Origin of the sequence: Pseudoalteromonas phenolica (genome assembly GCF_005886345.1) — a bacterium.
GTDB lineage: Bacteria > Pseudomonadota > Gammaproteobacteria > Enterobacterales > Alteromonadaceae > Pseudoalteromonas > Pseudoalteromonas phenolica_A.
In genome coordinates, this window is record NZ_PNEC01000062.1 from 37,827 (window position 1) to 63,499 (window position 25,673).

At 38.2% G+C, this 25,673-nt stretch carries 26 protein-coding genes; 15 read left to right on the plus strand and 11 right to left on the minus strand.

From position 1 onward, the window contains the following. Positions 1-24 precede the first annotated feature (24 nt). On the plus strand, positions 25-1,395 hold the full coding sequence (locus CWB72_RS18670) for a YjiH family protein (protein WP_138634551.1): 1,371 nt from the start codon (positions 25-27) through the stop codon (positions 1,393-1,395). 30 nt (positions 1,396-1,425) lie between these two features. Here the strand turns inward: CWB72_RS18670 and CWB72_RS18675 are convergent, their stop codons facing one another. After that, complete coding sequence (locus CWB72_RS18675; protein ID WP_130256720.1) at positions 1,426-1,587, minus strand: DUF2897 family protein; 162 nt, start codon at positions 1,585-1,587, stop codon at positions 1,426-1,428. A gap of 165 nt (positions 1,588-1,752) precedes the next feature. Here CWB72_RS18675 and CWB72_RS18680 point away from each other — a divergent pair, with 165 nt between their 5' ends. Continuing rightward, positions 1,753-3,081 (plus strand): ankyrin repeat domain-containing protein, encoded by a 1,329-nt coding sequence (locus CWB72_RS18680; protein ID WP_138634554.1) that lies wholly within the window; start codon positions 1,753-1,755, stop codon positions 3,079-3,081. Positions 3,082-3,156: 75 nt separating this feature from the next. Here CWB72_RS18680 and CWB72_RS18685 read toward each other — a convergent pair whose 3' ends face one another. Genes CWB72_RS18685 through CWB72_RS18705 form a run of 5 tightly spaced genes read right to left on the minus strand, consistent with a single transcriptional unit; the run spans position 3,157 to position 6,664 of the window. Continuing rightward, positions 3,157-3,597 carry a DUF2069 domain-containing protein gene (locus CWB72_RS18685; RefSeq protein WP_138634556.1) on the minus strand — a complete coding sequence of 147 codons (441 nt, stop codon included), beginning with the start codon at positions 3,595-3,597 and terminating at the stop codon, positions 3,157-3,159. Beyond that, the gene (gene wrbA / locus CWB72_RS18690) at positions 3,594-4,145 is read right to left on the minus strand and encodes an NAD(P)H:quinone oxidoreductase (protein ID WP_130256717.1); all 552 of its coding nucleotides are present in this window, start codon (positions 4,143-4,145) and stop codon (positions 3,594-3,596) included. The genes CWB72_RS18685 and wrbA overlap by 4 nt, the downstream gene beginning before the upstream one ends. Then, on the minus strand, positions 4,145-4,492 hold the full coding sequence (gene arsC / locus CWB72_RS18695; RefSeq protein ID WP_138634559.1) for an arsenate reductase (glutaredoxin): 348 nt from the start codon (positions 4,490-4,492) through the stop codon (positions 4,145-4,147). The genes wrbA and arsC overlap by 1 nt, the downstream gene beginning before the upstream one ends. A gap of 50 nt (positions 4,493-4,542) precedes the next feature. Beyond that, complete coding sequence (locus tag CWB72_RS18700; protein WP_138634562.1) at positions 4,543-5,991, minus strand: beta-barrel assembly-enhancing protease; 1,449 nt, start codon at positions 5,989-5,991, stop codon at positions 4,543-4,545. Position 5,992: 1 nt separating this feature from the next. After that, a complete protein-coding gene (locus CWB72_RS18705; RefSeq protein ID WP_138568911.1) occupies positions 5,993-6,664 on the minus strand; it encodes a hypothetical protein in 672 nt (223 codons plus the stop codon). A 129-nt stretch (positions 6,665-6,793) separates the two neighbouring features. Here CWB72_RS18705 and CWB72_RS20755 point away from each other — a divergent pair, with 129 nt between their 5' ends. From CWB72_RS20755 to adk, 4 genes are all read left to right on the plus strand, one after another. Beyond that, the gene (locus CWB72_RS20755) at positions 6,794-7,015 is read left to right on the plus strand and encodes a hypothetical protein (protein WP_138634565.1); all 222 of its coding nucleotides are present in this window, start codon (positions 6,794-6,796) and stop codon (positions 7,013-7,015) included. 1 nt (position 7,016) lies between these two features. Further along, positions 7,017-8,084 carry an AI-2E family transporter gene (locus CWB72_RS18715; RefSeq protein WP_138634568.1) on the plus strand — a complete coding sequence of 356 codons (1,068 nt, stop codon included), beginning with the start codon at positions 7,017-7,019 and terminating at the stop codon, positions 8,082-8,084. A gap of 126 nt (positions 8,085-8,210) precedes the next feature. Continuing rightward, positions 8,211-10,124 (plus strand): molecular chaperone HtpG, encoded by a 1,914-nt coding sequence (htpG, locus tag CWB72_RS18720; protein ID WP_138634571.1) that lies wholly within the window; start codon positions 8,211-8,213, stop codon positions 10,122-10,124. A 172-nt stretch (positions 10,125-10,296) separates the two neighbouring features. After that, positions 10,297-10,941 carry an adenylate kinase gene (gene adk, locus CWB72_RS18725; protein WP_138634574.1) on the plus strand — a complete coding sequence of 215 codons (645 nt, stop codon included), beginning with the start codon at positions 10,297-10,299 and terminating at the stop codon, positions 10,939-10,941. Positions 10,942-10,991: 50 nt separating this feature from the next. On the opposite strand, the gene tpx is transcribed toward adk, so the two are convergent. Further along, positions 10,992-11,609 (minus strand): thiol peroxidase, encoded by a 618-nt coding sequence (tpx, locus tag CWB72_RS18730; protein ID WP_138634577.1) that lies wholly within the window; start codon positions 11,607-11,609, stop codon positions 10,992-10,994. 190 nt (positions 11,610-11,799) lie between these two features. On the opposite strand from tpx, the gene CWB72_RS18735 reads away from it, so the two are divergent. Both CWB72_RS18735 and CWB72_RS18740 read left to right on the plus strand, forming a co-directional pair. Continuing rightward, positions 11,800-12,804, plus strand: coding sequence for a response regulator (locus tag CWB72_RS18735; RefSeq protein ID WP_138634580.1), 1,005 nt, complete (start codon positions 11,800-11,802; stop codon positions 12,802-12,804). A gap of 4 nt (positions 12,805-12,808) precedes the next feature. After that, the gene (locus CWB72_RS18740; RefSeq protein ID WP_130256708.1) at positions 12,809-13,780 is read left to right on the plus strand and encodes a sensor domain-containing diguanylate cyclase; all 972 of its coding nucleotides are present in this window, start codon (positions 12,809-12,811) and stop codon (positions 13,778-13,780) included. A gap of 9 nt (positions 13,781-13,789) precedes the next feature. On the opposite strand, the gene CWB72_RS18745 is transcribed toward CWB72_RS18740, so the two are convergent. The 4 genes from CWB72_RS18745 to CWB72_RS18760 all read right to left on the minus strand — a co-directional run bounded on the left by CWB72_RS18745 (position 13,790) and on the right by CWB72_RS18760 (position 19,326). Further along, the gene (locus tag CWB72_RS18745) at positions 13,790-15,301 is read right to left on the minus strand and encodes a SpoVR family protein (RefSeq protein ID WP_138634583.1); all 1,512 of its coding nucleotides are present in this window, start codon (positions 15,299-15,301) and stop codon (positions 13,790-13,792) included. Positions 15,302-15,317: 16 nt separating this feature from the next. Then, the gene (locus CWB72_RS18750) at positions 15,318-16,604 is read right to left on the minus strand and encodes a YeaH/YhbH family protein (RefSeq protein ID WP_138568918.1); all 1,287 of its coding nucleotides are present in this window, start codon (positions 16,602-16,604) and stop codon (positions 15,318-15,320) included. 24 nt (positions 16,605-16,628) lie between these two features. Further along, positions 16,629-18,551 carry a PrkA family serine protein kinase gene (locus tag CWB72_RS18755; protein WP_138634586.1) on the minus strand — a complete coding sequence of 641 codons (1,923 nt, stop codon included), beginning with the start codon at positions 18,549-18,551 and terminating at the stop codon, positions 16,629-16,631. A 193-nt stretch (positions 18,552-18,744) separates the two neighbouring features. Beyond that, on the minus strand, positions 18,745-19,326 hold the full coding sequence (locus CWB72_RS18760; protein ID WP_138634589.1) for a Fe-Mn family superoxide dismutase: 582 nt from the start codon (positions 19,324-19,326) through the stop codon (positions 18,745-18,747). A gap of 240 nt (positions 19,327-19,566) precedes the next feature. On the opposite strand from CWB72_RS18760, the gene CWB72_RS18765 reads away from it, so the two are divergent. From CWB72_RS18765 to ybgF, 7 genes are all read left to right on the plus strand, one after another. Next, positions 19,567-19,908, plus strand: coding sequence for a Grx4 family monothiol glutaredoxin (locus tag CWB72_RS18765; RefSeq protein ID WP_130256703.1), 342 nt, complete (start codon positions 19,567-19,569; stop codon positions 19,906-19,908). An 830-nt stretch (positions 19,909-20,738) separates the two neighbouring features. After that, the gene (gene tolQ, locus CWB72_RS18770) at positions 20,739-21,428 is read left to right on the plus strand and encodes a protein TolQ (protein WP_138568922.1); all 690 of its coding nucleotides are present in this window, start codon (positions 20,739-20,741) and stop codon (positions 21,426-21,428) included. A 1-nt stretch (position 21,429) separates the two neighbouring features. Next, the gene (gene tolR, locus CWB72_RS18775) at positions 21,430-21,855 is read left to right on the plus strand and encodes a protein TolR (RefSeq protein ID WP_130256701.1); all 426 of its coding nucleotides are present in this window, start codon (positions 21,430-21,432) and stop codon (positions 21,853-21,855) included. A gap of 2 nt (positions 21,856-21,857) precedes the next feature. Further along, on the plus strand, positions 21,858-22,796 hold the full coding sequence (tolA, locus tag CWB72_RS18780; RefSeq protein ID WP_138634592.1) for a cell envelope integrity protein TolA: 939 nt from the start codon (positions 21,858-21,860) through the stop codon (positions 22,794-22,796). Positions 22,797-22,804: 8 nt separating this feature from the next. Beyond that, positions 22,805-24,163 (plus strand): Tol-Pal system beta propeller repeat protein TolB, encoded by a 1,359-nt coding sequence (gene tolB, locus CWB72_RS18785; RefSeq protein WP_138634595.1) that lies wholly within the window; start codon positions 22,805-22,807, stop codon positions 24,161-24,163. 38 nt (positions 24,164-24,201) lie between these two features. Beyond that, complete coding sequence (pal, locus tag CWB72_RS18790) at positions 24,202-24,738, plus strand: peptidoglycan-associated lipoprotein Pal (RefSeq protein ID WP_138634598.1); 537 nt, start codon at positions 24,202-24,204, stop codon at positions 24,736-24,738. 15 nt (positions 24,739-24,753) lie between these two features. Further along, positions 24,754-25,503, plus strand: a complete 750-nt coding sequence (gene ybgF, locus CWB72_RS18795; protein ID WP_130256697.1) for a tol-pal system protein YbgF — start codon at positions 24,754-24,756, stop codon at positions 25,501-25,503. Positions 25,504-25,673 lie beyond the last annotated feature (170 nt).

Here is a 25,673-nt window from a genome sequence, read left to right on the forward strand (position 1 = left end):
CTGCGTTTTTGAAGGTATATAAAAATGACAACTGAGCTGTACCAGCAATCTAAAGTACATTGGCGTACTTTGTTTGCTTTTATTGTGCCATCTCTAATTGGCGTATTTTTGTTTATGACACCAATTTCAGAAGGTGAGGGGATGACTATCCCTATCGCAAAATTAGCCAAAGAGTTACAGGCGTTTATTTCACCTTTTGTTCAAGCTATGATTGTGGGGATTGTTTGTGTTACTGCAGTTTTTAGCTTAATAGCTAAGCTTTTGAAACCAAAGGTTTTGATGAAGTTTACTCTGTTTAAACATTTGTTTGATGTGAGTTTGATTTGGTTAGTTACCCGTTTGTTGGGTGCAGCATTTATATTAATGACTTTCTTTAAAGTGGGTCCTGCTTTTATTCATGCTGAGCATACCGGTGCATTGGTATTAAATGATCTTCTGCCTGTTCTTTTTTCAGTCTTTGTTTTAGCGGGTTTATTACTGCCACTATTACTTAATTTTGGTCTACTTGAACTCGTAGGTACTTTGCTTACTAAGGTAATGCGTCCACTATTCGGTGTGCCAGGTCGAAGTGCAGTTAACTGTGTTGCTTCTTGGTTAGGTGACGGCAGTGTGGGTATTTTAATGACAGCTCGCCAATACGAAGAAAAGTATTATACACAAAAAGAAGCTGCCATTATTGGGACGACTTTCTCAGCTGTTTCGATTACTTTTTGCTTAGTTGTAATTGGCCAAGTGAAGCTTGAGCACTTATTTGCACCCTTCTATTTAACTGTATGTTTAGCTGGTCTAGTGGCTGCGATTATCGTGCCTCGATTACCGCCTTTAAGCTTTAAAAAATCAACTTATATTGATGGTACTGAGCCTGCTCATGATGCAGAAGCAGTACCAGAAGGTAAAACCTTATTCCAACATGCGTTATCTGTTGCACTTCAAAAAGCTGAAAAAGCACCAGGAGTTAAAGGCACAGTGAAAGAGGGGATGACCAACGCACTCGATATGGTCTTTGCTGTGCTTCCAGTGGTGATGGCGGTGGGGACGTTTGCACTGATCATTGCTGAATATACGCCTGTTTTTCAGTATTTAGGGATGCCATTCGTTCCATATCTTGAAGTGTTACAAGTGCCAGAAGCGGCGCAAGCTGCACAAACTATCGTTGTTGGTTTTGCTGATATGTTTATTCCTTCAATTCTTGCTGCAAGCAGTATTGAAAGTGATGTAACGCGCTTTATAGTTGCAGCTATGAGTGTGACACAGCTTATCTACATGTCTGAAGTGGGTGCTTTACTTCTGGGTAGTAAAATTCCGGTTAACATCCTTGAACTATTCACAATCTTTATTTTAAGAACCTTAGTAACACTTCCTGTTATTGCTTTAATGGCGCACTGGTTAGTGTAAGGTGTTCAGGAAGAGTAAAGGTTGTAAGCTTTACTCTTCTTTTTCATTATCTGGTTTTATCTGCTTATCAATTTTCTTCTTTATATCAAATTTAGCTGAGTATTTGAGCAGCGCGATATTACTCCAAATAATACCTAGAACACCAATAATGATAAGGATGACTTGCCAAGTCTCGAATTTAGTTGATGCCATGATAGGGCCCTTAAATCGGTTTCAAATTATATTGTTATTATAATTTCGAAAGTTTCATTAAGATACCTTGAATTCAGCTGAAAAAATAAGATTTTATATATATGAGCTGCTATGATCTGCGCATTTAAGATTAATACAGATAGCTTCAAACTTTGTGAGTAATTGATGGAAAAAGTTTTAATTTGGCCTGCACAATATCCATTACTTCTTAAAGGACTTGCGGAGCAAAATGGCGCATTCATTCTCGATGCACTAGAAGCTTGGCCTGAATGTCAGACCTTAACCGATGAGCAAGGCGTTGAAAGTACCATTTTACCGCCAGTTTTCTATTTGATTTGGCTTAAGCCACTCGACCCATTTGAAGCGTGTCATTTTCAACATATCGATGAATATGAAGAAGAGCACCGCACGTATACAGAAATGCTGGTTTCTCATTTCAATCAGGCAGGGCTCGATCATCAAGCAATCGTTTTAATGCTCATTCAGCGTCTAGCTCAATACAGTCAAATTAACGCCCAGCTCAACTGTGTTTCATACCCTGATTTTTTCGAGTTGTTGTCTGATAAAGCTATGGCTGGTGTCATACTTTGGACGATTCAAGATGGCGTAAATTTGTCACCAAAACAACTGCTCACCTGTTGGCGACAAGATGTTTTAAAAGAGCCACTGATAGCACTTCTTCCTGACTGTTTGCAGGGTCTAGATGAAACGACCCAATATTTACTTGCTCAAACTAATACAGAAGAGCCTGTTTTTGATTTACTAAGCCACTTAATTGATGAAGATGAAGTAAAGAATCTTTTAGAACAAGCTTTACTCAATTTGATCACCTCTGAGCATGTAAAACAAGCAGAACTGATTGAATATATTAAGCAAGGTGCAAGAGGTACATTAGTTGACGAGCAAGGCAAAAGCGCATTTATGTATGCCATTGAGCAGGGCTTTGTGAGTATTGTCGAACAACTTATTGATTCACAAGTTCTTAGCCAAAAAGACTATAAGGACAACGGGTTAATGCACTTCGCGGTTCTGTCTAATTCTTCAGCTATGATTTCTTTGCTATTTAAGCATGGTTGCAAGGCAAAAGTTGTTAATGAATTAGGGCAGACACCTTACCGTTTAGCATTGAAGCACGGTGCATTTATTGCCAAAAAGACGCTTGAACAGCATGGGATTAAAGAGCTGTCTAAACATGAGCAGTATAATAAAATCAGATTAGTGCATATATTCGTGGCAATAGTGTGCTTTGCATTTCCACTTCAGTTGTCGTTATTCTTTAGTGATACTTTTGATTATAAAAGCGAATCTGTATGGCTGTTTTCTATCATCAGTATTTTGTTAGTGATCTTATCTAGAAAGATTAAAAATGGTTCGTTATATCCTGTAAAGCATCACCCCTGGTCCCTCAAGTTACTCTATGGCAAAGCTTATTTGAGTACCAGTTTGCAGGTGTTGTTATCATTGCTTGTTTTATTTACTGTATTAACGAGTTAATTGATAGTTTGTTTTAACAAGAAGTAAGGTAAATAAAAAAGAGCATCGATTGATGCTCTTTTTTATTAAAGACTTTTATTGCTCATCATTATGGTCGTGAGCAGCTTTTTCGTCTGCGAGGTCTTGTTTGAGTTTACGGATTCTTAACCCCAGTTCTTGGCCTCGATGTTTCGCGTAATAAGTACAGCCAACAAACATCAAACTTGCAAAGAGTAGCTCTAACAGCACCCAAAGCAGTTCATCAGTTGCAATCCACAGTAACGTAAATCCATGTAAAAAGTAAATTAATACTATAAAGTTAGCCCATGCATACGTATAAGGGTTATCTTTGATAAACCCTCGTAAAGGTAATAGCAATGGAAGAATATATACTGTAAACATAAACCCAAGGCTATGACCTTCTCTTGGAGAAAGTACAAACAGCCACAGTGGCATTAAGATCAGTAACCCTACATAACCAACTAAGGCCATTTTTTGAAAGCGCTGAGTTAGCGGCTTTTTTTCTATAGATGTCATTTTAATTTATCAGCAATAGTGATGAGACGTTTTCCAACAGAGCGACAGATTTTCGTTTCTGTTTCACTGAGTATTGATGTATTTGCAGTGCCTGCGACATGACTGGCACCATAAGGTGTGCCGCCGGTCGTGGTTTGAGACAATTCAGGCACATCATAGGGTACACCTAACAACATCATGCCATGATGAAGTAGTGGCAGTGATAGATTCAACAAGGTTGCTTCATTACCTCCATGCATGCTACTTGAAGAAGTAAACACGCAAGCCGGTTTGTCAATAAGCTGACCTTTTAACCAGATATCACTGGTTGTTTCCCAAAATTGTTTAGCTTGAGCTGCCATCATACCAAACCGAGTCGGTGTGCCAAATGCAAGTGCGTCACAACACAATAAGTCGTCTTTTGAGACGACAATGTCATAGGCTTCTCGTTTCTCGAAAGTACGAAGCAAAACCGTTGCGCCAAGTGCCTCAGCAGCTTCTGCAATTTCATTGGCCATGGCCCTTACAGAACCATGACTAGAATGAAATAAAACCAGTAATGTGGTCATTAAAGAATAGCTAACACTGATTCTGGTGGACGACCAATCGCTGCTTTATTGCCTTTTACTACGATAGGGCGCTCAATCAGTTTAGGGTTGTCTAACATGGCTTGCTTAAGCGTGGCTTCATCTGTGTCTTTATTAAGACCCAATTCTTTGTAGAGCGTTTCTTTACTACGAACAAGTTGGTGGGCAGATTCGAAACCAAGTTGAGTGATCAAAGTGTCTAAGGTAATCAAATCGACAGGTGTTTTTAAATATTCAACAACATCTGGCGATACGTTATGGCTTTCTAACAATGCAAGTGTTTCACGAGACTTTGAGCAGCGAGGATTATGATAAATGGTAACTGACATAACTGAGTCCTATTAATTTTTTGCGTATTCTAAGGCAAGCTAGCCAAGACTTAAAGCTTGGCTATTTCTTTCTGCATTTGACGGTATTGTTTAAGCAGCGCCTTAAGACGTGTTTTTTTAACAGTTTCAGATGCTTTCACATGATTTAAAGCACGCTGAATTTCGTCGGCCGCTTTTAAGAAAGCACCGTATTCAGCCAATACATCAGCTTTAGCTTCGTAATATGCAGATTTGTTATCACTCCCTTTATAAACTTCAGTGAGTAACTCTTTGGCAAGGAGATGATTTTGTTCACTTAGTAAAAACAGTTTCAGAGTTTGCTCTGCTTTAGCGAATTTCTTCGCTTTAATTGCCGCATTGGCATAATTTAAAGCTAATACCTGGTTGTTTGGGCGAAGCTCATTATGATGTGTTAAATATTCTACAGCTTTTTTTGCTTCTCCTTTGGCGATTAAAATATCTGTATATACATCAAGATAAAAAAGGTTATTTGGGTCATCCTTTAGAAGTGGATAAAGTAGTTTTTCTGCTTGTTGAATTTTTTTCTGATCCAATAAACTAATCGCTAAGCCATAATGTAAATATGCTTTGTTTAACTCACTAGATTTTTTTAACTCATTTTCAAACAGTGCCTGCGCGTCTTTGCTATCAAGTTGGTACCTCGCTATGATGCGACTTTTTGCTAGTTTGAACTTTAAGCTTTCTTGTATTTGTTTCGCACTATATTGCTGAGCGCGTAAACGTACGTCAGAAACACGGGTATCAGGCAAAGGGTGAGTCAGTAAAAAAGTGGGTGGTTTAGTCTGGAATCGAACCTGATTCGCTAATTTCGATAAAAACTCACCGGCTTGGCTTGGGTCAAATCCAGCTTTATAAAGTGTTTGCATACCAAAACGATCGGCTTCTTGTTCAGCTTTACGGCTGTGCGAAAGTTGGCTGATCCCAGCTTGAGTTGTGCTCGCTGATAAAATTGCCATACCGGCATCTGGCGCAATGACTGCGGCAAGAATACCCGTAACTATGCCAGCGACAGTTAACGCAGAATTATCTTTTTGGTGTTGTAATCTTCTTGCAAGGTGTCTTTGAGTGACGTGTGCAATTTCGTGTCCTATAACCGAGGCAAGTTGACTTTCGTTATCTGATTGTGCGATTAGACCTGTATGTATCCCAACATGACCACCATAAAATGCGAATGCATTAATTGCCTGGTTATTGATCAGAAAAAATGTGAAGGGAAACCTGACATCATTAGCGTTTGCAACTAACTTATTACCTAATGATGTAATATACTCATCTAAGACTGGGTCTTGAACTAAAGGTGAGCCACCACGGATCTGCATCATCATGACCTTACCAAGTGCTTTCTCTTTATCTATAGGTAAGACCTCTAATGCAGAGGAGCCTAAATCAGGCAGTTTAAAATCTGTTTGTGCTTGAGCAAAACTGCTCAGGAAAACTGTTGAGCTAAGTAATCCGCCCAACAAAAAACGTTTGAACATACTATTCCTTATTACCGCTAAGTCCGAGCATAATTTGTGCTAAATCTACTTCGTCACTACACATGCGGCTATCTTTCTCGCAGAGTTGATAAAATTCTTTTATTGAGACACCTTCTACTTTCATAACGTTCATTTCTTTTTTTAAATAAGTAATGATTTTATGAACCACTTTATGTGAGTGTAGGATTAGAGCTTTATCGGCTACATCACCTCGTTCAAAATAGAAGGCGATAAATTTATGCAACTGATTAAAGCGCAGAAGTGTGCGCATTGAATGCGGGTCCCAAGTATTAAACTCAATGAACTTGTTGTCTTTAATGAGCATATCAGTTTCTAACTGTTTATCCTTGGCATAAGGCACAGCCCAAAGCTCAAAGCCGCGTTCAGTAAAGACTTGATGAATGGCTATGCGAGGTTTGTTGTCGCAGAAAATCGTCCCATTATCATCTTCATAGCCATCTAGAAGTGTAAGATTCCAATTTCTTTTATCTATTAAGCGAGTGACAGCGTTATCAAAGCCATGTTGAAAAATACCTTCACTTTCACTGACTGAAGAGGCAACCAAATGGTAAAAAGGAGGCAACTCTCCCCAGTTTAATTGTTTTTTATACCAGTTGATGTCCTTTAGCGTAGGGTTATCCGGTAACCTTGCTTTATTATTAACTCTTGCCATAAATACAACGTATAAAAAAATAAACTCTTGTTAAGAATAAACGATTGTTGCCAAGCTATCTACATAGAAGATAGTTAAGTGAGAATTTTTAGTGTTACACTGTGAGAAAGATGTTTTTATTAAACAACCATGCAGTTGAAAGTAGATTTAAGAGCTTATAAGTGCCCGCAAATGTTTGTTCAGTTTAGGTTCAACTTAAAACAAGCTGAGCAAGAGTTTCATTCAATCCGTTTCATTTACGAAAACAGCCAAAGAATTGATGATATTCTGGCTTTTTTAAATACAAAACAATATAAATTTGTGCACTGTCACAATACCGACTCTTTCTCTTACATTGAGGTAAATCTTTAATATGTTTGAACTTGTATCAAAGTGGTATAAAAATAAGTTTTCAGACCCGAACTCAGTTACGTTACTACTGATAGTTATCGCTTTAGCCACGTCATTATATTTTTTCGGTCCTTATATTTTACCTGTACTAGTCGCTTTAGTGATTGCCTACTTGTTGGAGTGGCCGGTTTCTAAAATTGAACTAGTAATAAAAAATCGGGTACTGGCAACAAGCTTTATTATTTTACTGTTCACAGGTGTTTTATTAGCGATGACTTTGGGTTTAATCCCTGTTTTATGGCAACAATTAAGTAACTTATTACAAGAAGCCCCTGCCATGCTAGAAAAGGGAAAGGAGTTTTTATTACATTTACCTGACCAGTATCCAACATTGATTTCGATAGAACAAGTTAAAGGGCTGGTGGCAACGACTGAAAATAAAATCTTAGAAGCAGGGCAAGTGATCTTATCTTTTTCGCTTACTTCTTTAAAAGATATTGTAGCCTGGATGATTTATTTAATTCTCGTGCCTTTGCTGGTCTTTTTTATGTTGAAAGATAAAGCTGTTTTAACGAAAAGTATGTCTGTTTTAGTACCAAAAGATCGTAGATTGATCCAACAGGTATGGCACGAAATGGATCATCAAATCATGAACTATATTCGCGGTAAAGTACTTGAAATACTTATCATTGGTACATCAACGTTTGTTGCTTTCTGGGTTTTAGATTTACGTTATGCAGCTCTGCTAGGGGCGTTGGTCGGCTTTTCTGTGCTTATTCCTTTTGTAGGCGCAGCCTTAGTGACTATCCCAGTTGCTGCTGTTGCGATGTTTCAGTTTGGCTTAGACACTCAATTCTGGACCATTTTGGTTGTGTATGGGGTTATTCAGGCTCTTGATGGTAACGTGCTAGTGCCTTTGTTGTTTTCTGAAGCGGTAGATCTAAATCCGGTCTTCATTATTGTCGCGGTGTTATTTTTTGGTGGCTTATGGGGGTTTTGGGGCGTCTTCTTTGCAATTCCAATGGCATCCTTAGTTAAAGCTTTATTTAATGCTTGGTCTGATAACTGGAAGCCTCAAACACCAGTCTAATTGTTCTCTATTTTGCGCTGCAGACACTGCAGCGTAAAAATTTTTTTGTTTTTCCCTTGAAGTTATTTTAGCTCGCCCCATATACCTCATAACACTGTGCAAATACTGGTTTAATCGGAGATAAAGATGACCACAGCTCAAAAAGAAACATTAGGCTTTCAAACAGAAGTCAAACAATTACTAAACCTAATGATCCACTCTTTATATTCAAATAAAGAGATCTTTTTACGTGAATTGGTTTCAAACGCATCGGATGCAGCTGACAAGCTGCGTTTTTTAGCGTTACAAAACGGTGATTTATACGAAGGTGATGCAAATCTTAGAGTTCGTGTTAGCGCTGATAAAGAAGCAAATACAGTAACTATTTCTGATAACGGTATCGGCATGACCCGTGAAGAGGTAATCAATTCTCTAGGTACGATTGCAAAGTCAGGCACTGCTGAATTTTTCCAAAACTTATCTGGTGATCAGTCAAAGGATTCGCAGTTAATTGGTCAGTTTGGTGTGGGTTTTTACTCTGCATTTATTGTTGCTGATGCAGTGACAGTGGTCACTCGTAAAGCTGGCGAATCAACGGCGACAGAATGGTATTCAAAAGGCGAAGGCGAGTTTACCCTTGCTGAAGTGGCTAAAGAAACTCGTGGTACTGAAATTACACTTCATCTACGTGAAGACGAAGCTGAGTTTTTGGAGGAATATCGTTTACGAGGTATCGTTACAAAGTATTCTGATCATATCTCTATTCCTGTTGAAATGTATAAGCAACCAGTTGAAGAGTCTGAAGGACCTGACGGTGATAAAATTCCAGCCCAACCAGGTGAATGGGAGGCTATCAACCGGGCTACAGCACTTTGGACACGTGATAAGTCTGAAGTAACGGAAGATGAATATAAAGAGTTTTATAAGCATGTAGGCCACGACTGGGAAGAGCCTTTAACTTGGGCACATAACAAAGTTGAAGGTAAAACTGAATATACCAGCTTGCTTTATATTCCAAAAAAAGCGCCATTCGATTTATGGAACCGAGACCGTCAAAGTGGTTTGAAACTTTACGTGCAACGCGTGTTCATTATGGATGATGCTGAGCAGTTTATGCCAAGCTATCTTCGTTTTGTGAAAGGTCTTCTTGATTCAAACGATTTACCGCTAAATGTATCTCGTGAAATTTTACAAGATAACAAGATAACCCAAGCAATTCGCAAGGGCTGTACGTCTCGTGTGCTTAAAATGCTTGACCGAATGGGTAAGAACAAACCAGAAGAGTATCAAACATTTTGGAATGAGTTCGGTAAAGTTTTAAAAGAAGGCCCAGCTGAAGATATCTCTAATAAAGAAGCCATTGCGAAACTGCTTCGTTTCAGCTCAACACATACTGATGAAAGCACTGAAAATGTGTCTTTAGAGCAATATATTGAGCGTATGAAAGAAGGCCAAGATAAGATTTACTATGTAGTTGCAGATAGCTTTGAAGCAGCTAAGAGCTCTCCTCACTTAGAAATTTTCCGTAAGAAAGGTATTGAAGTTTTACTGATGGCCGATCGCGTTGATGAGTGGATGATGAGTCATCTAACAGAATTCAATGACAAGCAGTTCGCGTCAATTACACGCGGTGACTTAGACCTTGGTGATTTAGACGACGCAGAAACAAAGAAAGCGCAGGAAGAAAGTGAAAAAGAAGTTGAAGGCTTAGTAGATCGCATTCAAACCGTACTAGGCGATAAAGTAAAAGAAGTACGTTTCACGCATCGCTTAACTGATTCTCCAGCATGTGTGGTTGTTGATGACAACGACATGAGCTCACAAATGCAAAAACTAATGGAATCAGTAGGTCAGGCAGTACCAGAAGCAAAGCCAATCTTCGAGTTAAACCCAGAACACCAACTTGTGAAGCATTTAAACGTTGAGCAAGACGAAGATAAATTTGCGCAATGGTCTGACGTATTACTTGACCAAGCTTTACTAGCCGAGCGTGGCAGCCTGAAAGATCCTGCAGCTTTTGTCGCTAAGCTTAATAAATTAATGCTCGATTTGAGTAAGTAAGTAAGTAAGTAAGTAAGTCGTATTCCGACGAGTAAAGGGGTTAATGTTTTGGCATTAGCCCCTTTCTTTTGTTTACATAATCAGCAATTAGTATAAGTTGCTTGAGATAACAAGCAGCTTGTGAAAAAATCTCATTAACTTCGAATAAACTCCCGATAAAGAGGAACACACTATGCGCATCATCCTTTTAGGCGCGCCGGGTGCAGGTAAAGGCACTCAAGCTCAATTTTTAATGGACAAATACGGCATTCCACAAATTTCAACTGGTGACATGTTACGTGCTGCAATCAAAGAGGGCACGCCTCTGGGTCTTGAAGCAAAGAAAGTAATGGACGCAGGTCAGTTGGTTTCTGATGAAATTATTATTGGTCTAGTGAAAGAGCGAATTGCTAAAGCTGATTGCGAGAACGGTTTTTTACTTGATGGTTTCCCGCGCACTATCCCTCAAGCAGATGCAATGAAAGAGAATTGTATTGCAATCGACCACGTTATTGAATTTGACGTTGCAGATGAGATCATCGTTGAGCGTATGGGCGGTCGTCGAGTACACCCTGGTTCTGGTCGTGTTTACCATGTAGTTTATAATCCACCTAAAGTGGAAGGTAAAGATGACGTAACGGGCGAAGACCTTATCATTCGTGATGATGACGTAGAAAAAACAGTACGTAAGCGTTTAGGTATCTACCACGACCAAACTAAACCGCTTATTGATTATTACCAAGCAGAAGCAGAGCAGGGTAATACCAAGTACCACCGTTTAGATGGTACTCAGGCTGTAGAAGCGGTAAGCGCTCAGCTAGGTGAATTACTAGGTTAATTAATTTTGTAGCCAGCAATTAAAAAGCCGCATTCGCGGCTTTTTTGGTTTTATTCAGTGCCAGTTTTTGGTTCTGTTGTTTTGCCAGACAGCTGATTGAGGTGTGTGATAACCTCTTCGTAATTTGGCTCTTTGGCAAGATTTGACACTAGCTGTTTATATGTAACTTTGTGCTCTTTGTCTAAAACCACAATAGCTCGGCTCAAAAGACCCATATCTTTTATATAAAGTCCATATTGCTTACCGAAATCACGCCAAACTGAATCAGATAACGTTTGAATTTTATCTATGCCTTCGGTTGCGCAAAACCTTTTCTGTGCAAAGGGTAAATCAGCACTGATTGTTAACATTTCAATGTTAGGGAATTTTTCAGCGATTTCTTGATTAAAGAATTTAGTTTGTAAACTACACACCCCAGTATCAAGGCTAGGGACTATACTTATTAATACAGCTTTTCCTGAGTAATCATTTAACGTAACAGTTTTAAAATGCGCATTAACGACTTTAAAGTTTGTTGCCTGTTGCCCAATTTTTATACCTTTTCCCAACAAAGTAACCTCTTTACCTTGCGCAAATACTTTACCTTTATCGATCTGATTCTCTTCGATTTCAAATGCAAGAGTTGTTGATGAAGCTAAACTTAATGTCAGTATGATTTTTTTCAGCATAAAGTATTCCTTATTGGGTTAACTTAATTATTTTAACTGTATTATACTAATAATTGGGTGATTTATTATTAAGAATAATTGCGTTGTAAATCTAAGCCAAATTTATTAACATTTGCAATCGTTTTGCACTTCAAATAATAATCAAAAGAGAATTACGATAACTTGTAGTTCAACGGTGAAGAGAGCTTTTATGTCAACATTGGTATTAATTTGTGATGATTCCAAACTTGCGCGTCGGCAATTGGCCCGTTCGTTACCAGAAGACTGGGATATAAAAGTTGAATTCGCTGAACATGGTTTAGATTGCCTTGAAAAAGTCAAACAGCTCTCACCTGAAATTCTTTTTCTTGACCTCAATATGCCCCACATGGATGGTTATGAAGTCTTACAAGCCATTAACGAGCAGGGCTTAAATGTTTTAACTGTAGTTGTGTCTGGCGATATTCAACCTAATGCTCATGAACGGGTCATGTCTTTGGGGGCTATCGACTTTATTAGAAAGCCATGTGATAGCGAAAAGCTGATAGAAATTATTGAGCAACATGGTATTCGTGATAGGGCAATCAGAGAAAGTCTAGTTCATAAACTCGGAGAGCAAGTTGACTCTGATTTACGTGACATCTATCAAGAGCTAACTAATATTGCAATGGGTCAAGCTGGAGATTTACTAGCCCGATTACTTAATGTGTTTGTAGAGCTACCAATACCTAATGTAAATGTGCTTGAAGTCAGTGAACTTCATATGGCACTACAAGCAATTGATGCAAACGCTTCAACTTCAGGAGTCTGTCAGGGATTTATCGGCGGAGGCGTGTCAGGTGAAGCTTTATTACTTTTAAATGATTCAAGTTTTAAAGAAATCGCTTCATTAATGAATTATTCAGGGGAGCTCAATGATAAAGTAGAACTTGAGTTACTTATGGATATTAGTAACATTCTAATCGGTGCTATTTTATCTGGTTTATCTCGTCAACTCGATATGCCATTCAGCCAAGGCCACCCAGTCGTTTTAGGACAACATTGTGAAGTTTCAGATTTAGTCAAAGCGAATAAAGAACGTTGGCAAAGAACTTTGGCGATAGAAATTAGTTACGGTATCGAAGCACATGATATTAAATGTGATTTGATGCTGTTATTTACAGAGGACTCTATCAAGACCCTCAAATATAAAGTTGCTTACTTACTAGAAGAATAATTTTATGCCTGCTGCAGATTTTGACATGAATGAAGTTCATTGGCTTATGGATATGTTTAATACCGTAGATATAGGTCTGGTGGTGTTAGATAGAAATTACCAAGTCTGTGTATGGAATGGTTTTATGGAGAATCATTCAGGACTATTGCCGAGCGCAGTTAAGGATAAAGACATTTTTGATTTATTCCCAAGTCTCGATGAAAAGTGGTTTAGGAGCAAAACTGAGCCTGTTTTTGTGCTTAAAAATCGCTCTTTTACTATTTGGGAGCAGCAACCTTATATCTTCAAATTCAAGAACTACCGCCCTATAACAGGTAAAGCTGATCATATGTATCAGAACTCAACCATTATCCCATTAACGACTCTGACTGGAGAAGTGAGTCATATATGTTTGATAATTTACGATGTCACGGATGAAGCGGTTAATAAACAAGATCTTGAATTGGCTAATAAACAATTAGAAAAAATGAGTCGTACAGATAGCCTTACTAAACTTTCTAATCGAGGATATTGGGAATCTCAATTAAAGAAAGAGTTTATGCGACTACAAAGAAGCCAGGGTATGAGCAGCTTGTTGATGTTTGACATAGATTTCTTTAAGAAAATAAATGATGAATATGGTCACGGTGGAGGAGATGAAGCCATAAGACATATTTCAGATTTACTTAAAAAGACATTGCGAGAATCAGATACAGCGGGTCGTTATGGTGGTGAAGAATTTGCAGTTACCTTGGTGGATACACCACAAGATGGCGCTGTTATGTTTGCCGATAGGCTAAGATGTTTAATAGAAAAGTCTTCAATTTTTTATGATAACAAAGAGATAAAAGTGACAGTAAGTATTGGTGTAGCTACCTTTTCTAGTGACTTTACTAAACATGAAGAATGGATAGAAGCAGCTGATACCGCTTTATATCACGCTAAAGAAACAGGTCGTAACAAGGTTGCGAGCTATAACTCAGATATGAAAGAGTAAGCTGATAAGTCAGCTTACCTTTTGAGCTTCTTCTGTTGGGCACTGTGCAATAACTTCAACACTATCAGAGTCGTTAACTTGTTCCAATTTTACTTTAAATCCCCATAGTCTGTACAAATGCTTCATAACTTCATCTTTAGATGTGTGTAATGGAATGCCATTCTGAGGCACGTATCTTAAAGTTAAAGAGCGATCGCCTTTTACATCAACATTATAAACTTGTATGTTTGGCTCATGGTTACTTAAGTTATATTGAGCTGATAAAGCTGAGCGTACTTTTTGATATCCTTCTTCATTGTGAATAGCCCCGACTTCTAAATGTGGTGCTTTTTGTTTATCGATAATGGTAAAGAGCTTGAAATCTCTAATTAGTTTCGGGGATAAAAACTGACTAATAAAGCTTTCATCTTTAAAGTTCTGCATGGCAAAATGCAGCGTATCAAGCCAATCTGCACCAGCAAATTCTGGAAACCAACGTTTATCTTCTTCGGTTGGGTTTTCACAAATACGTCTAATATCTGTCATCATATTAAAACCAAGCGCATAAGGGTTTATACCTGAATAAAATTTACTATTATAAGGTGGTTGATAAACAACATTTGTATGGCTTTGCAAGAACTCAAGCATAAAGGCATCCGAAACTTTACCTTCATCATACAGATGATTGAGAATAGTGTAGTGCCAAAACGTGGCCCACCCTTCATTCATTACTTGGGTTTGTTTTTGTGGGTAAAAATATTGTGAAATTTTACGAACAATACGGATCACTTCACGTTGCCAGGGTTCTAATAGTGGTGCATTTTTCTCTATAAAATATAGAATGTTTTCTTGAGGTTCAGATGGAAAGCAAGATTGATTTATTGTCTCAGTTTGTTGGCTTTGAGGTATTGTGCGCCAGAGTTCATTAACTTGAGACTGTAAGTAGTCCTCCCTCTCTTTTTGCCTCTTTTGTTCCTCATACATAGATATTTGCTGAGGGCGCTTGTATCTATCAACACCAAAGTTCATAAGAGCATGGCATGAGTCAATTAAGTTCTCAACTTCATCAATGCCATATTTTTGTTCACATTCTGCTATGTAATTTTTTGCAAAAAGTAAGTAATCAATGATAGAGGAGGCGTCTGTCCAAGTCTTAAAAAGATAGTTACCCTTGAAAAAGGAGTTGTGACCATAACATGCATGGGCCATAACTAGGGCTTGCATGGGTAAGGTATTTTCCTCCATCAAATAAGCGATGCAGGGATTTGAGTTAATTACAATTTCATATGCAAGGCCCATTTGGCCTCGACGGTAATTTTGCTCAGTTTGGATAAACTTTTTTCCGTAGGACCAGTGACTGTAACCAATAGGCATACCTACACTTGAATAAGCATCCATCATTTGTTCAGCTGTGATCACTTCTATCTGATTTGGATACGTATCTAAACGATAATGCTCCGCAACACGTGCAATTTCAGCTTGGTATTCTTCTAGTAATTCAAAGGTCCAATCTGGACCATCGTTGATCGGATTATAGGTCATAACCCCTCCTTACAGACTATGCAGCGCCTTGTTGTTGCTTTTGATTCTTTTTAAACAACTCTCTAAATATTGGATAAATATCTTCAACATTTCTAATATGTTGCATTGCAAAGTTATCATGTGTTTGCGCAATACCTTGATATTCTCTCCAGAGACTTTGGTGCGCTCGAGTTGTTATTTCTATATATGCGTAGTAGCGCACAGTTTTTAAAAGTTGATTGGTTAAAATGTCGGTACAGTGTGGTGAGTCGTCAGCCCAGTTATCTCCATCAGATGCTTGTGCAGCATAGATATTCCAATCACCCTGTGAATAACGTTCTTTGACAATTTCATCCATTAATTTAAGTGCACTTGAAACAATTGTTCCACCGGTTTCTTGAGAATAGAAAAACTCTTGCTCGTCTACCTCTTTAGCTTGGGTATGATGCCGAATGTAAACGACTTCAATGTCTTTGTAGGTTCTAGTTAAAAATTGATAAAGTAGAATATAAAAACGTTTAGCCATATCTTTAGTCGCCTGATCCATTGAACCAGATACATCCATTAAGCAAAACATAACGGCTTTACTGGTCGGGTGGGGACGTTTCTCATAATTACGAAAACGTAAATCATAATCATCGATAAAAGGCACAGCTGCGATTTTTCGTTTTAATTCTTCTATTTCTATTTTGAGATTATTAATTTGATGCTCAGGAGGTACGTTTTCATTCATCAATGCATTGAGTTCCTCCTCAGCCTTTTTTAAACGACGCTTTTTCCCGGCAGACATTGCAACTCTTCTTGCTAATGACCCTTGCAATGAACGTACAATATCAAGGTTACTGGGCATACCATCATTACAAAACCCAGCTCTGTGAGTTTTCATCTGAACCAGTTTATCCAGCTGACTCTGCTGAAGGTTTGGTAATTCTAGGTCTTCAAACAATAAATCAAGATACTCGTCTTTTGAAATCGAGAACACAAAATCGTCTTGTCCTTCACCCTGATCACTTGCTTCACCTTCACCACCACCTCCTCCTTGTCCAGAAGGTGGACGTTGTATTTTGTCACCAGTACTAAATTGATCATTACCGGGGTGGATCATATCTCGATCGCCCCCTTTTCCTTGGTGAAAAATAGGTTCACTGATGTCCCTCTGTGGAATTGAGATACTTTCACCACTACTTATATCAGTGACACTTCTTTTGTTGATAGCATCTGAAACAGCTTCTTTTATCTGTTTTTTATATCGCCTGATGAAACGCTGGCGGTTCAACGTACTTTTATTCTTCCCATTCAGGCGACGGTCTATAAAATGTGCCATAAATCACCCTCCAAGAATATGAATCTACTGAGACTTTCTTACTCTTAAGTACCATTCGGAAAGCAAGCGAACTTGCTTTTCAGTGTAGCCTTTTTCAACCATTCGATTTACAAAGTCTTCATGTTTCTTTTGATCTTCAGCGGATGTCTTGGCATTAAATGAAATTACTGGCAATAGATCCTCAGTGTTTGAGAACATTTTTTTCTCAATCACGGTACGTAATTTTTCATAACTCGTCCAAACTGGGTTTTCACCGTTATGATGCGCTCTTGCTCTTAAAACAAAATTAACGATTTCATTTCTGAAGTCTTTCGGGTTAGAAATGCCAGCAGGTTTCTCAATTTTTTCAAGTTCAGCGTTTAAAGCCGCTCTATCAAATAATTGGCCTGTATCGGGATCTCGATATTCTTGATCTTGGATCCAGAAGTCAGCATAGGTAACATAACGATCAAATATATTCTGACCGTATTCTGAGTAAGATTCTAAATAAGCGGTTTGTAACTCTTTTCCTATAAACTCAACATATTGAGGAATTAAATAGCCTTTCAGATGACTTAAATAGCGCTCTTGTATTTCTGCACTAAACTGTTCTCGCTCAATTTGTTGTTCTAAAACATAAAAAAGATGTACGGGGTTGGCAGCTACTTCAGCATGATCGAAATTGAATACGCGTGATAAGATCTTAAATGCAAAGCGCGTCGATAGTCCTGTCATACCTTCATCGACACCTGCATAATCTCGATACTCTTGATACGACTTAGCTTTTGGATCTGTATCTTTAAGACTTTCACCGTCATAAACTCGCATTTTGGAATATAAGCTGGAGTTTTCAGGTTCTTGTAACCTTGAGAGTGATACAAACTTGGCAAGTGTTTCAAGTGTTCCAGGTGCGCAAGGTGCTGTAGATAGTTCACTGTTATCAATAAGTTTCTGATAAATTTTGACTTCTTCAGAAACTCTTAGGCAATAAGGGACTTTAACAATATATACACGGTCTAAAAAAGCTTCATTGTTTTTGTTGTTCTTAAAACTTTGCCATTCAGACTCGTTTGAGTGAGCCAAAATCATACCATTGTAGGGTAAAGCAGAAATGCCTTCAGTGCCGTTGTAATTACCTTCTTGTGTTGCTGTTAATAAAGGGTGTAACACTTTAATCGGAGCCTTGAACATCTCAACAAACTCCATTAGGCCTTGGTTCGCCAAACACAAAGAGCCTGAATATGCATATGCATCAGGATCATTCTGAGCGTAATGTTCAAGTTTGCGTATATCAACTTTACCAACCAAAGCCGAAATATCTTGATTGTTTTCATCACCAGGTTCAGTTTTTGCAATCGCAACCTGATCAAGAATAGACGGGTAACGTTTCACGACTTTAAATTGAGTGATGTCTCCACCAAACTCATGTAATCTCTTGGTCGCCCACGGAGACATAATTGTTTTTAGGTAGCGAGGCTTAATGCCATATTCTTTCTCTAATAAATTTGCATCTTCAACTGGATTGAATAAAGAAAGAGGGTGGTCGTTAACTGGTGAACCCTTTATGGCGTAAATAGGAACTTGCTGCATTAGGTATTTCAGTTTTTCTGCGATCGATGATTTACCACCACCAACTGGACCTAACAGGTAAAGAACTTGTTTACACTCTTCTAAACCTTGCGCAGCGTGTTTTAAGTAAGAAACGATTTGTTCAATGGCTTCTTCCATACCATAAAATTCGCTAAAAGCAGGGTATCGAGCGATAACACGATTAGAAAATAAACGGCTTAATCTTGCATCTGTTGAAGTATCAACCATCTCAGGCTCACCAATAGCCATGAGCAGTCGTTCTGCCGAGCTAGCATATGCCGATTTGTCGTTCTTACATATTTCTAGAAATTCAGCGATTGAATATTCTTCTTCTTGGGAAGCTTCATATCTGGCTTGATAATGTTCGAAAATTGTCATAACGACCTCCAAATAACCTGTGTGAGCTTAGAATAAGAAACTATTTAATAGTAAAAGGTATAATTAAAGCTTAGACATGAAATTAGGAAATTGCCTAAAAAATCCAGATATTTAATTGATGAATGATAAAGAGGGAAATATAAAAAAGGCGTCTATAGACGCCTTTATTCAATTATCTGCAATGAAAGAGGTGTTAAGCTAGGTTGCTGTTAGCAAATTCCCAGTTTACTAGTGCCCAGAAACCTTTTAGGTATTCAGGACGAACATTGCGGTAATCGATATAATAAGCGTGTTCCCAAAGGTCAACAGTTAGGATAGGCGTTACACCTTCTTCTGTTAGTGGTGTAGCTGCATTTGAAGTATTTACGATATCTAATGAACCGTCAGCTAGTTGTACTAACCAAGTCCAGCTTGAACCGAAGTTGTTAACTGCTTTGTCGTTGAAAGCTTCTTGGAATGCTGCGAATGAGCCCCATTTCGCATTAATTAGTTCAGCAACTTTACCAGTTGGTTCGCCACCTGCATTTGGTGCAAGGCTGTGCCAGTAGAAAGTGTGGTTCCAGATTTGAGCTGCGTTATTGAAAACGCCGCCTTCAGAGCTGCATACTACTTCTTCAAGAGTTTTATCAGCAAAGTCAGTACCTTCAACTAAACCATTTAATTTCACTACATAAGTGTTGTGGTGCTTACCGTGGTGAAATTCTAAAGTTTCTTTAGAAATATGTGGTTCTAGCGCATCGATTGCATAAGGTAATGACGGTAGTTCAAAAGCCATGGTTATCTCCATTTGTTATGTATTTTGCTAATTACGACTGAAACATAGACTACTGAAGCCCAGATTTCTATACGAATTAACTTTATAGTGATACTATAATTCCTGAGTATTTTACTCAAGTTTAGGCAAACAGCAATGGCGTAGTTAGAGACTATTTGTTTTATTTGCCAAAAATGCGTGTTTTACCGCGCAACGAATTCGATTTTTCATGGCTACGCATCGTCACATAGAGGTTAATAAATGGAAACCATTGATAAAATTAAGCAACAAATTTCTGAAAACCCAATCATTCTATATATGAAAGGCTCACCTAAATTGCCTAACTGTGGTTTTTCTTCACAAGCATCTCAGGCATTAATGGCTTGTGGTGAACAGTTTGCTTATGTTGATATTCTTTTAAACCCAGATATTCGTGCTGAGCTACCTCACTACGCGAACTGGCCGACTTTCCCTCAGCTTTGGGTTGAAGGTGAGTTAATCGGCGGTTGTGACATTATTCTAGAAATGTTCCAAAAGGGTGAGTTACAGCCGTTAATTAAAGAAACAGCTGATAAATATAGAGAAGAAAGTGAACAGGCTTAATCTATTTTTGCTCAATACCAAGAGCCCGGACTGATGTTCGGGTTTTTTTTGTCTGAATTTTGTTCTAATGAAAATTAGGTAAAAAAAAGCCCGCTAAAAAAGCGGGCAAAACAACAAGTTGAAGGAAGTAATGAGGGAACTCTAAATACAAAACTGTATTTAGATGAACCATATGACAAATCAGAAATCATATGGCTTAAAAACTGTTTCGGTAAGCTGTCTTACTGGAACGAGGAATATAATAAGGATAATCGAAAAATTGATCAAACTAGAAAAATTACAATGTTCACATTAGAAAATTTTATCCGAAGTGTTTTTTTTGTTTTGATTTAGATCATTTGTCTGAATTTGATTTTTACTAAGTTGTTGTTTTTGGGTGTTTAAGTTGCTTTTGGTTATCTTTTATATGATTAGAATATTTGTTGTAAATTGGTATGACCAAGTTGTTTTTGTGGGTTTATTCATATTTTTTGAATAAGTACTCTGTTTTATGCAAGCTGTATAGATAAATAAGCGTTCATTCATGTTTGTTGCTTTAATTTAATTGACGACACGTATGTTATTTGTAGGTGTTACTAATTAACAATGGCCCTTGTTATCAAAGAAGTAAAAAATATTGGAATTTAAAAATGAAATCTAAAGCTAATAATTTATGGGTGTTTCAATGATAATTCATCGCTTTGTCGATAAATCGACTCAATTCATAGTAATCAGATTGTCAGTAAAGTAATGACTGGGTAAACTATCTGAACCTTCAGCTTTTTATATTGTCGATAATCAAGCTGGTGGCGCTGAATGCCCCAACACAACTATTTTAGGAGTATAACAAAGTGGAATCGGGTCTTAATTTTATTGATCTTATTTTAAAAGCAAGTTTATTAGTTCAATTAGTCATGCTTACCCTTGTTGGAATGTCTATAGCTTCATGGGCGATTATTTTTCAGCGCAAGTCTATTATTTCAAAAGCATTAAATGATACGAAAAAGTTTGAGCAAAAGTTTTGGTCGGGTATGGAGTTAAGTAAACTCTATAATGAGATCACGGCTCGAGCAGGAAATGCATCTGGTTTAGAAGCTCTATTTGTTTCTGGCTTTAAAGAATTTGCAAGGCAAAAGAAAAGTAGCAATCAGTCTACCGGCTTAGTTATTGAGGGTACGCATCGCTCAATGCGCGTGGCTCTGTCACGAGAAGTGGAAAAACTAGAATCAAGTTTATCTTTCTTAGCAACGGTAGGCTCAATTAGCCCATATATCGGATTATTTGGGACTGTTTGGGGCATCATGAATGCATTCATTGCTTTAGGCGAAGTAAAGCAAGCAACGTTACAAATGGTTGCGCCTGGTATTGCTGAAGCGCTTATTGCAACGGCAATTGGTTTGTTCGCTGCGATACCTGCTGTTATGGCATATAACCGTTTTGCAAAAAATGTTGAAAAGCTTGAAAGTCATTACGTAAACTTTATGGAAGAATTTGCTAACATTTTGCATCGCCAGGCCGCAAGTTCTGCCGAGGCAAAGTAATATGTATTTACGTAAAAAGCGCAGACCCGTTGCTGAAATTAATGTAGTGCCCTACATCGATGTCATGTTAGTTCTTCTTATTATTTTTATGGCTACAGCTCCTTTAATTACACATGGTGTGAAAGTTGATTTACCAAAAATGTCTGAATCAGATTTAGTTGATACTAAGGACGCCCCACCAATTATTGCGAGTATTGACGCACAAGGTAGATATTATGTGAGCGTAGGCACAGATCCAGAATCACCAATGGATGCAATAGAAGTTGCTGCAGTGATAAAGTTGAAGTTACAGCAAAACCCTGAAACACCTGTGATGATTAAAGGCTCAGGTAAAGTATCTTATCAAGAAGTTCTCTTACTTATGGACTTCCTTAAAAATGCGGGTGTACCTTCTGTAGGGTTAATGACCAAGTCATTTGAGGAATAACCATGGAATCATTAACTAGTGGATTTATTAAATCTTTTTTTCTGCATATTGCTTTAGGCGGTTTACTGTTTGCTACTGCAAATTTTGAGATGCCAACGTCTAATGTAATGCAAGTGCAATTAAATCCAGTTATGGAACAGCCAGAAGAAAATGTAGTGTCAGCTGTTTCTGTTGATCAGCAAATGGTTGAACAAAAGATTGCAGAACTTAAACAGCAAGAGATTAATAAAAAACGAGCTGAAGAAAAGCGTATACGCGATCTTGAAAAGCGTGCTCAACAAGCGCGAAAAGACCGTGAGGCTGAAGCGAGGAGAATCAGAAAGCTTGAACAGCAAAGGCTTGCCAAGTTAGAAGAGAAGCGTAAAGCAGAGGCTCAAGCAAAAAAAGCGAGAAAAATTGAAGAAAAACAACGTGCAGATGCAGAGAAAGCACGTGCTGAAAAGTTAGCCGCTGAGAAAGCAGCAAAAGCTGCATCTGATAAGCGAAAAGCTGAAGAAGACGCACTTAAAAAAGCCGAAGACGCTCGTAAGAAACGTGAAGCAGAAGAAAAGCACAGAGCAGAAGAGGCTGAAAAAGCGCGTTTAAAAGCGATAGAAGAACAATTACTTCAAGAACAATTAGCGCAAGAACAAGCAGCTAGAAATAAATTAAGAAGGCAACAAGTTCTTGGTGAGGTTGAGAAGTATCAGGCACTGATTTCACAGCGTATTCAATCTAATTTGTTAACTGACGAGGCAATGCGTGGTAAGGAATGTCGAGTCAATATCCGTCTTGCTTTCAATGGCTTAGTGACCAGTGTTAAGTCACTTGGAGGTGACAAGTTAGTTTGCGATGCCGCACTCAGAGCAATTCGTCTTGCTGATACGTTACCCGTTTCTAAAGATAAAGACGTGTTTGAACAGCTTAAAAATATAAACTTAACAATTAAACCAGAATTATAAGGAAAACTATGCTCAAGCGATTAAAAGTACTATTAGTTTGCTTAGTTTTATCTATGACTAACCTAGCACATGCTGCGTTAGAGATTGTCATTACTGAAGGTGTTGATAGTGCGAGACCTATTGCCATCGTGCCGTTTAAATTTGAAGGGGTGGGTGAGTTACCAATGCAGTTAAGTGATGTCATTGCTGCTGATTTAACTCGTAGCGGTAAGTTTAAGCCTTTGGCTTTAGCTGATTTACCACAAATGCCTTCCACAGATGAAGATATTGATTATGATGCTTGGGTCTCTAAAGGTGTTGAAGCAGTATTAGTGGGTTCTATTACTCAACAGCCAGCAGGTCGCTATTTAGTAAAATATGAATTAATAGATGTTATCAGAGCACAAATCACGGGTGGTGAAACCCGTATGATGAGCAATGGTAAATTAATGAAGAGCCAAGACCACATACAAGAAGCACGTCAATCAATCATTAATGCAGCAGGCTTTAGAAGCTATGCCCATCAGATAAGTGATGTTATTTATGAATCGTTAACGGGTGAAAAAGGTGCATTTAGAACTAAGATTGCTTATGTCATTGTACGAGACAGTGCAGATAAACCTTATCAGTTAGTTGTTGCTGATTATGATGGTTATAATGAGCAAGTATTACTTCGCTCAAAAGAGCCTTTAATGTCTCCAGCTTGGTCACCAGACGGTACTAAACTAGCGTATGTAACTTTTGAAAATCGTCAATCACAAATTATTTTACAAGACTTATATACAGGTAAACGTGAAATCATTACCAGTTACCCTGGTATTAATGGTGCACCACAGTTTTCTCCAGATGGATCAAAGCTATTAATTGTTTTATCTAAAGATACTGGTGGGGCAACAGAAGTCTATTTATTAGACTTGGTGACTCGTCAAGAAACTCGCTTAACTAAACACCGTAGTATAGATACCGAGCCATCATGGCACCCAAATGGTAAAGAAATTGTCTATACATCGGAAAGGGGTGGTAATGCTCAGATATATAAGTTAAATTTACAAACTGGTAGATCTAAGCGTGTTACCTTTGATGGTGATATGAATTTGGCTGGCTCAATTACGCCTGATGGAAATCAGTTAGTAATGGTTAATAGGACGCTTGGCAAATATCATATTGCAAAGAAAGAATTAAATTCAGGGCTATTCCAGGTGTTAACGCGTACTCGTTTAGACGAGTCACCAAGTATTGCGCCGAATGGCTCTATGATTATGTATAGTACCTTGTACAATAATAAGCAGGTATTAGCTTTGGTATCTATGGACGGCAGGTTTAAAGCCCGTCTACCTGTTACAGATGGACAGGTTAAGGCACCAGCATGGTCACCATTTTTACAGTAGTTTTACTGGTATAAATTTTTGATATAGGAATATACTCGATGCAACTTAACAAAACCTTAAAAGCTTTATTGGTCGCTTTACCAGTAATGACGCTTGCTGCATGTAGCTCATCTTCAGGCGTTGACGAAAGTCCAGCTAACCTTGATAACGGTGCAAACGCGTCTCAAAATGGTAGCAATGTAGATGTAAATACACTAACACCAGAGCAAGCTGCAGCAGAGAAACTACAAAAAAAATACGAAGCATTACGTCAAGAGCAGATCGTATACTTCGATTTCGACAAGTCTAGCATCCGTGGTCAGTATGCTGAATTACTTCAAGCTCACGCTGATTTCTTAGTAAAGAATCCAAGTGTTAAAGTACTAATCGAAGGTCACGCTGATGAGCGTGGTACGCCTGAGTACAATATTGCACTAGGTGAAAGCCGTGGTAAGTCAGTTGCTAAATACCTACAAAGCCTAGGTGTTTCTGACAGCCAAATCTCTGTAGTGAGCTACGGTGAAGAAAAGCCAATGGTTAAATCTCGCACTGAAGAAGCTTTTGCTAAAAACCGTCGTGCGGTTTTAGTTTACTAATTTGAAAGATTGATTATGAAGCCGAAATATATTTTGGCAGCCATAATGATGAGCGGGAGCACCCATGTATGGGCTGCTCCCGCTCCTGTATCTGAGGCTGCAAATTCAACTCAAACAATTGAACAGCGTTTAGCACAGCTAGAGAGCATGATGAAAACGCGTAACTTGCTACAAGTCGAACTTCAGCAACAACTTAATTTGCTACAAGATGAAGTATCTCAAGTGAGGGGGGTGACTGAAGAGCAGAGTTATAAACTTGAAAAAGTGTTACAAAGACAACGAGAGCTGTATCAAGAAATTGAAAATCGTGTGTCTAAGGTTTATGAGCAATCAAGTGTCACGACTTCTTCAGAGGTAGCGGTTGATAGTTCGCAAGCGATCAGCAGCGACTTATCTGAAAACGAAGCCTATGACCGAGCTGTTGCTTTGATCATGAAGGACAAGCGTTATGATGCCGCCATTCCTGAATTACAAAACTTTTTAACAGTTTTTCCAAATTCTGTGTATATGCCAAATGCGCACTATTGGCTAGGGCAGTTGTTTTCAATTAAGAATAACGATGCACAAGCGCGAATTCACTTTCAAGATGTAGTGAACAATTACCCAAATTCAAATAAACGCCCTGATGCTTTATTAAAGTTGGGAATCATCTTCCAAAAAGAAAACAACTTTGAAAAAGCTAAAGAGTTGTTAAATACTCTAATTAAAGAATACCCGAGTACGACGGCTGCAAAATTAGCAACTGAGCGTCTTGGTAAGATGTAATGGCATATTATTTTGCCACTATGGTTTAAAATTAGGCGCTTAGACACAAAAACTGAAAAAAACTACGCATTTCAGTTGCACTCATTTTTTAAATAAGTATTATAAGCGCCCGCAGCAGGCGATTGATTCAAATCACTTGTTGCACTAAGTGGGTCATTAGCTCAGTTGGT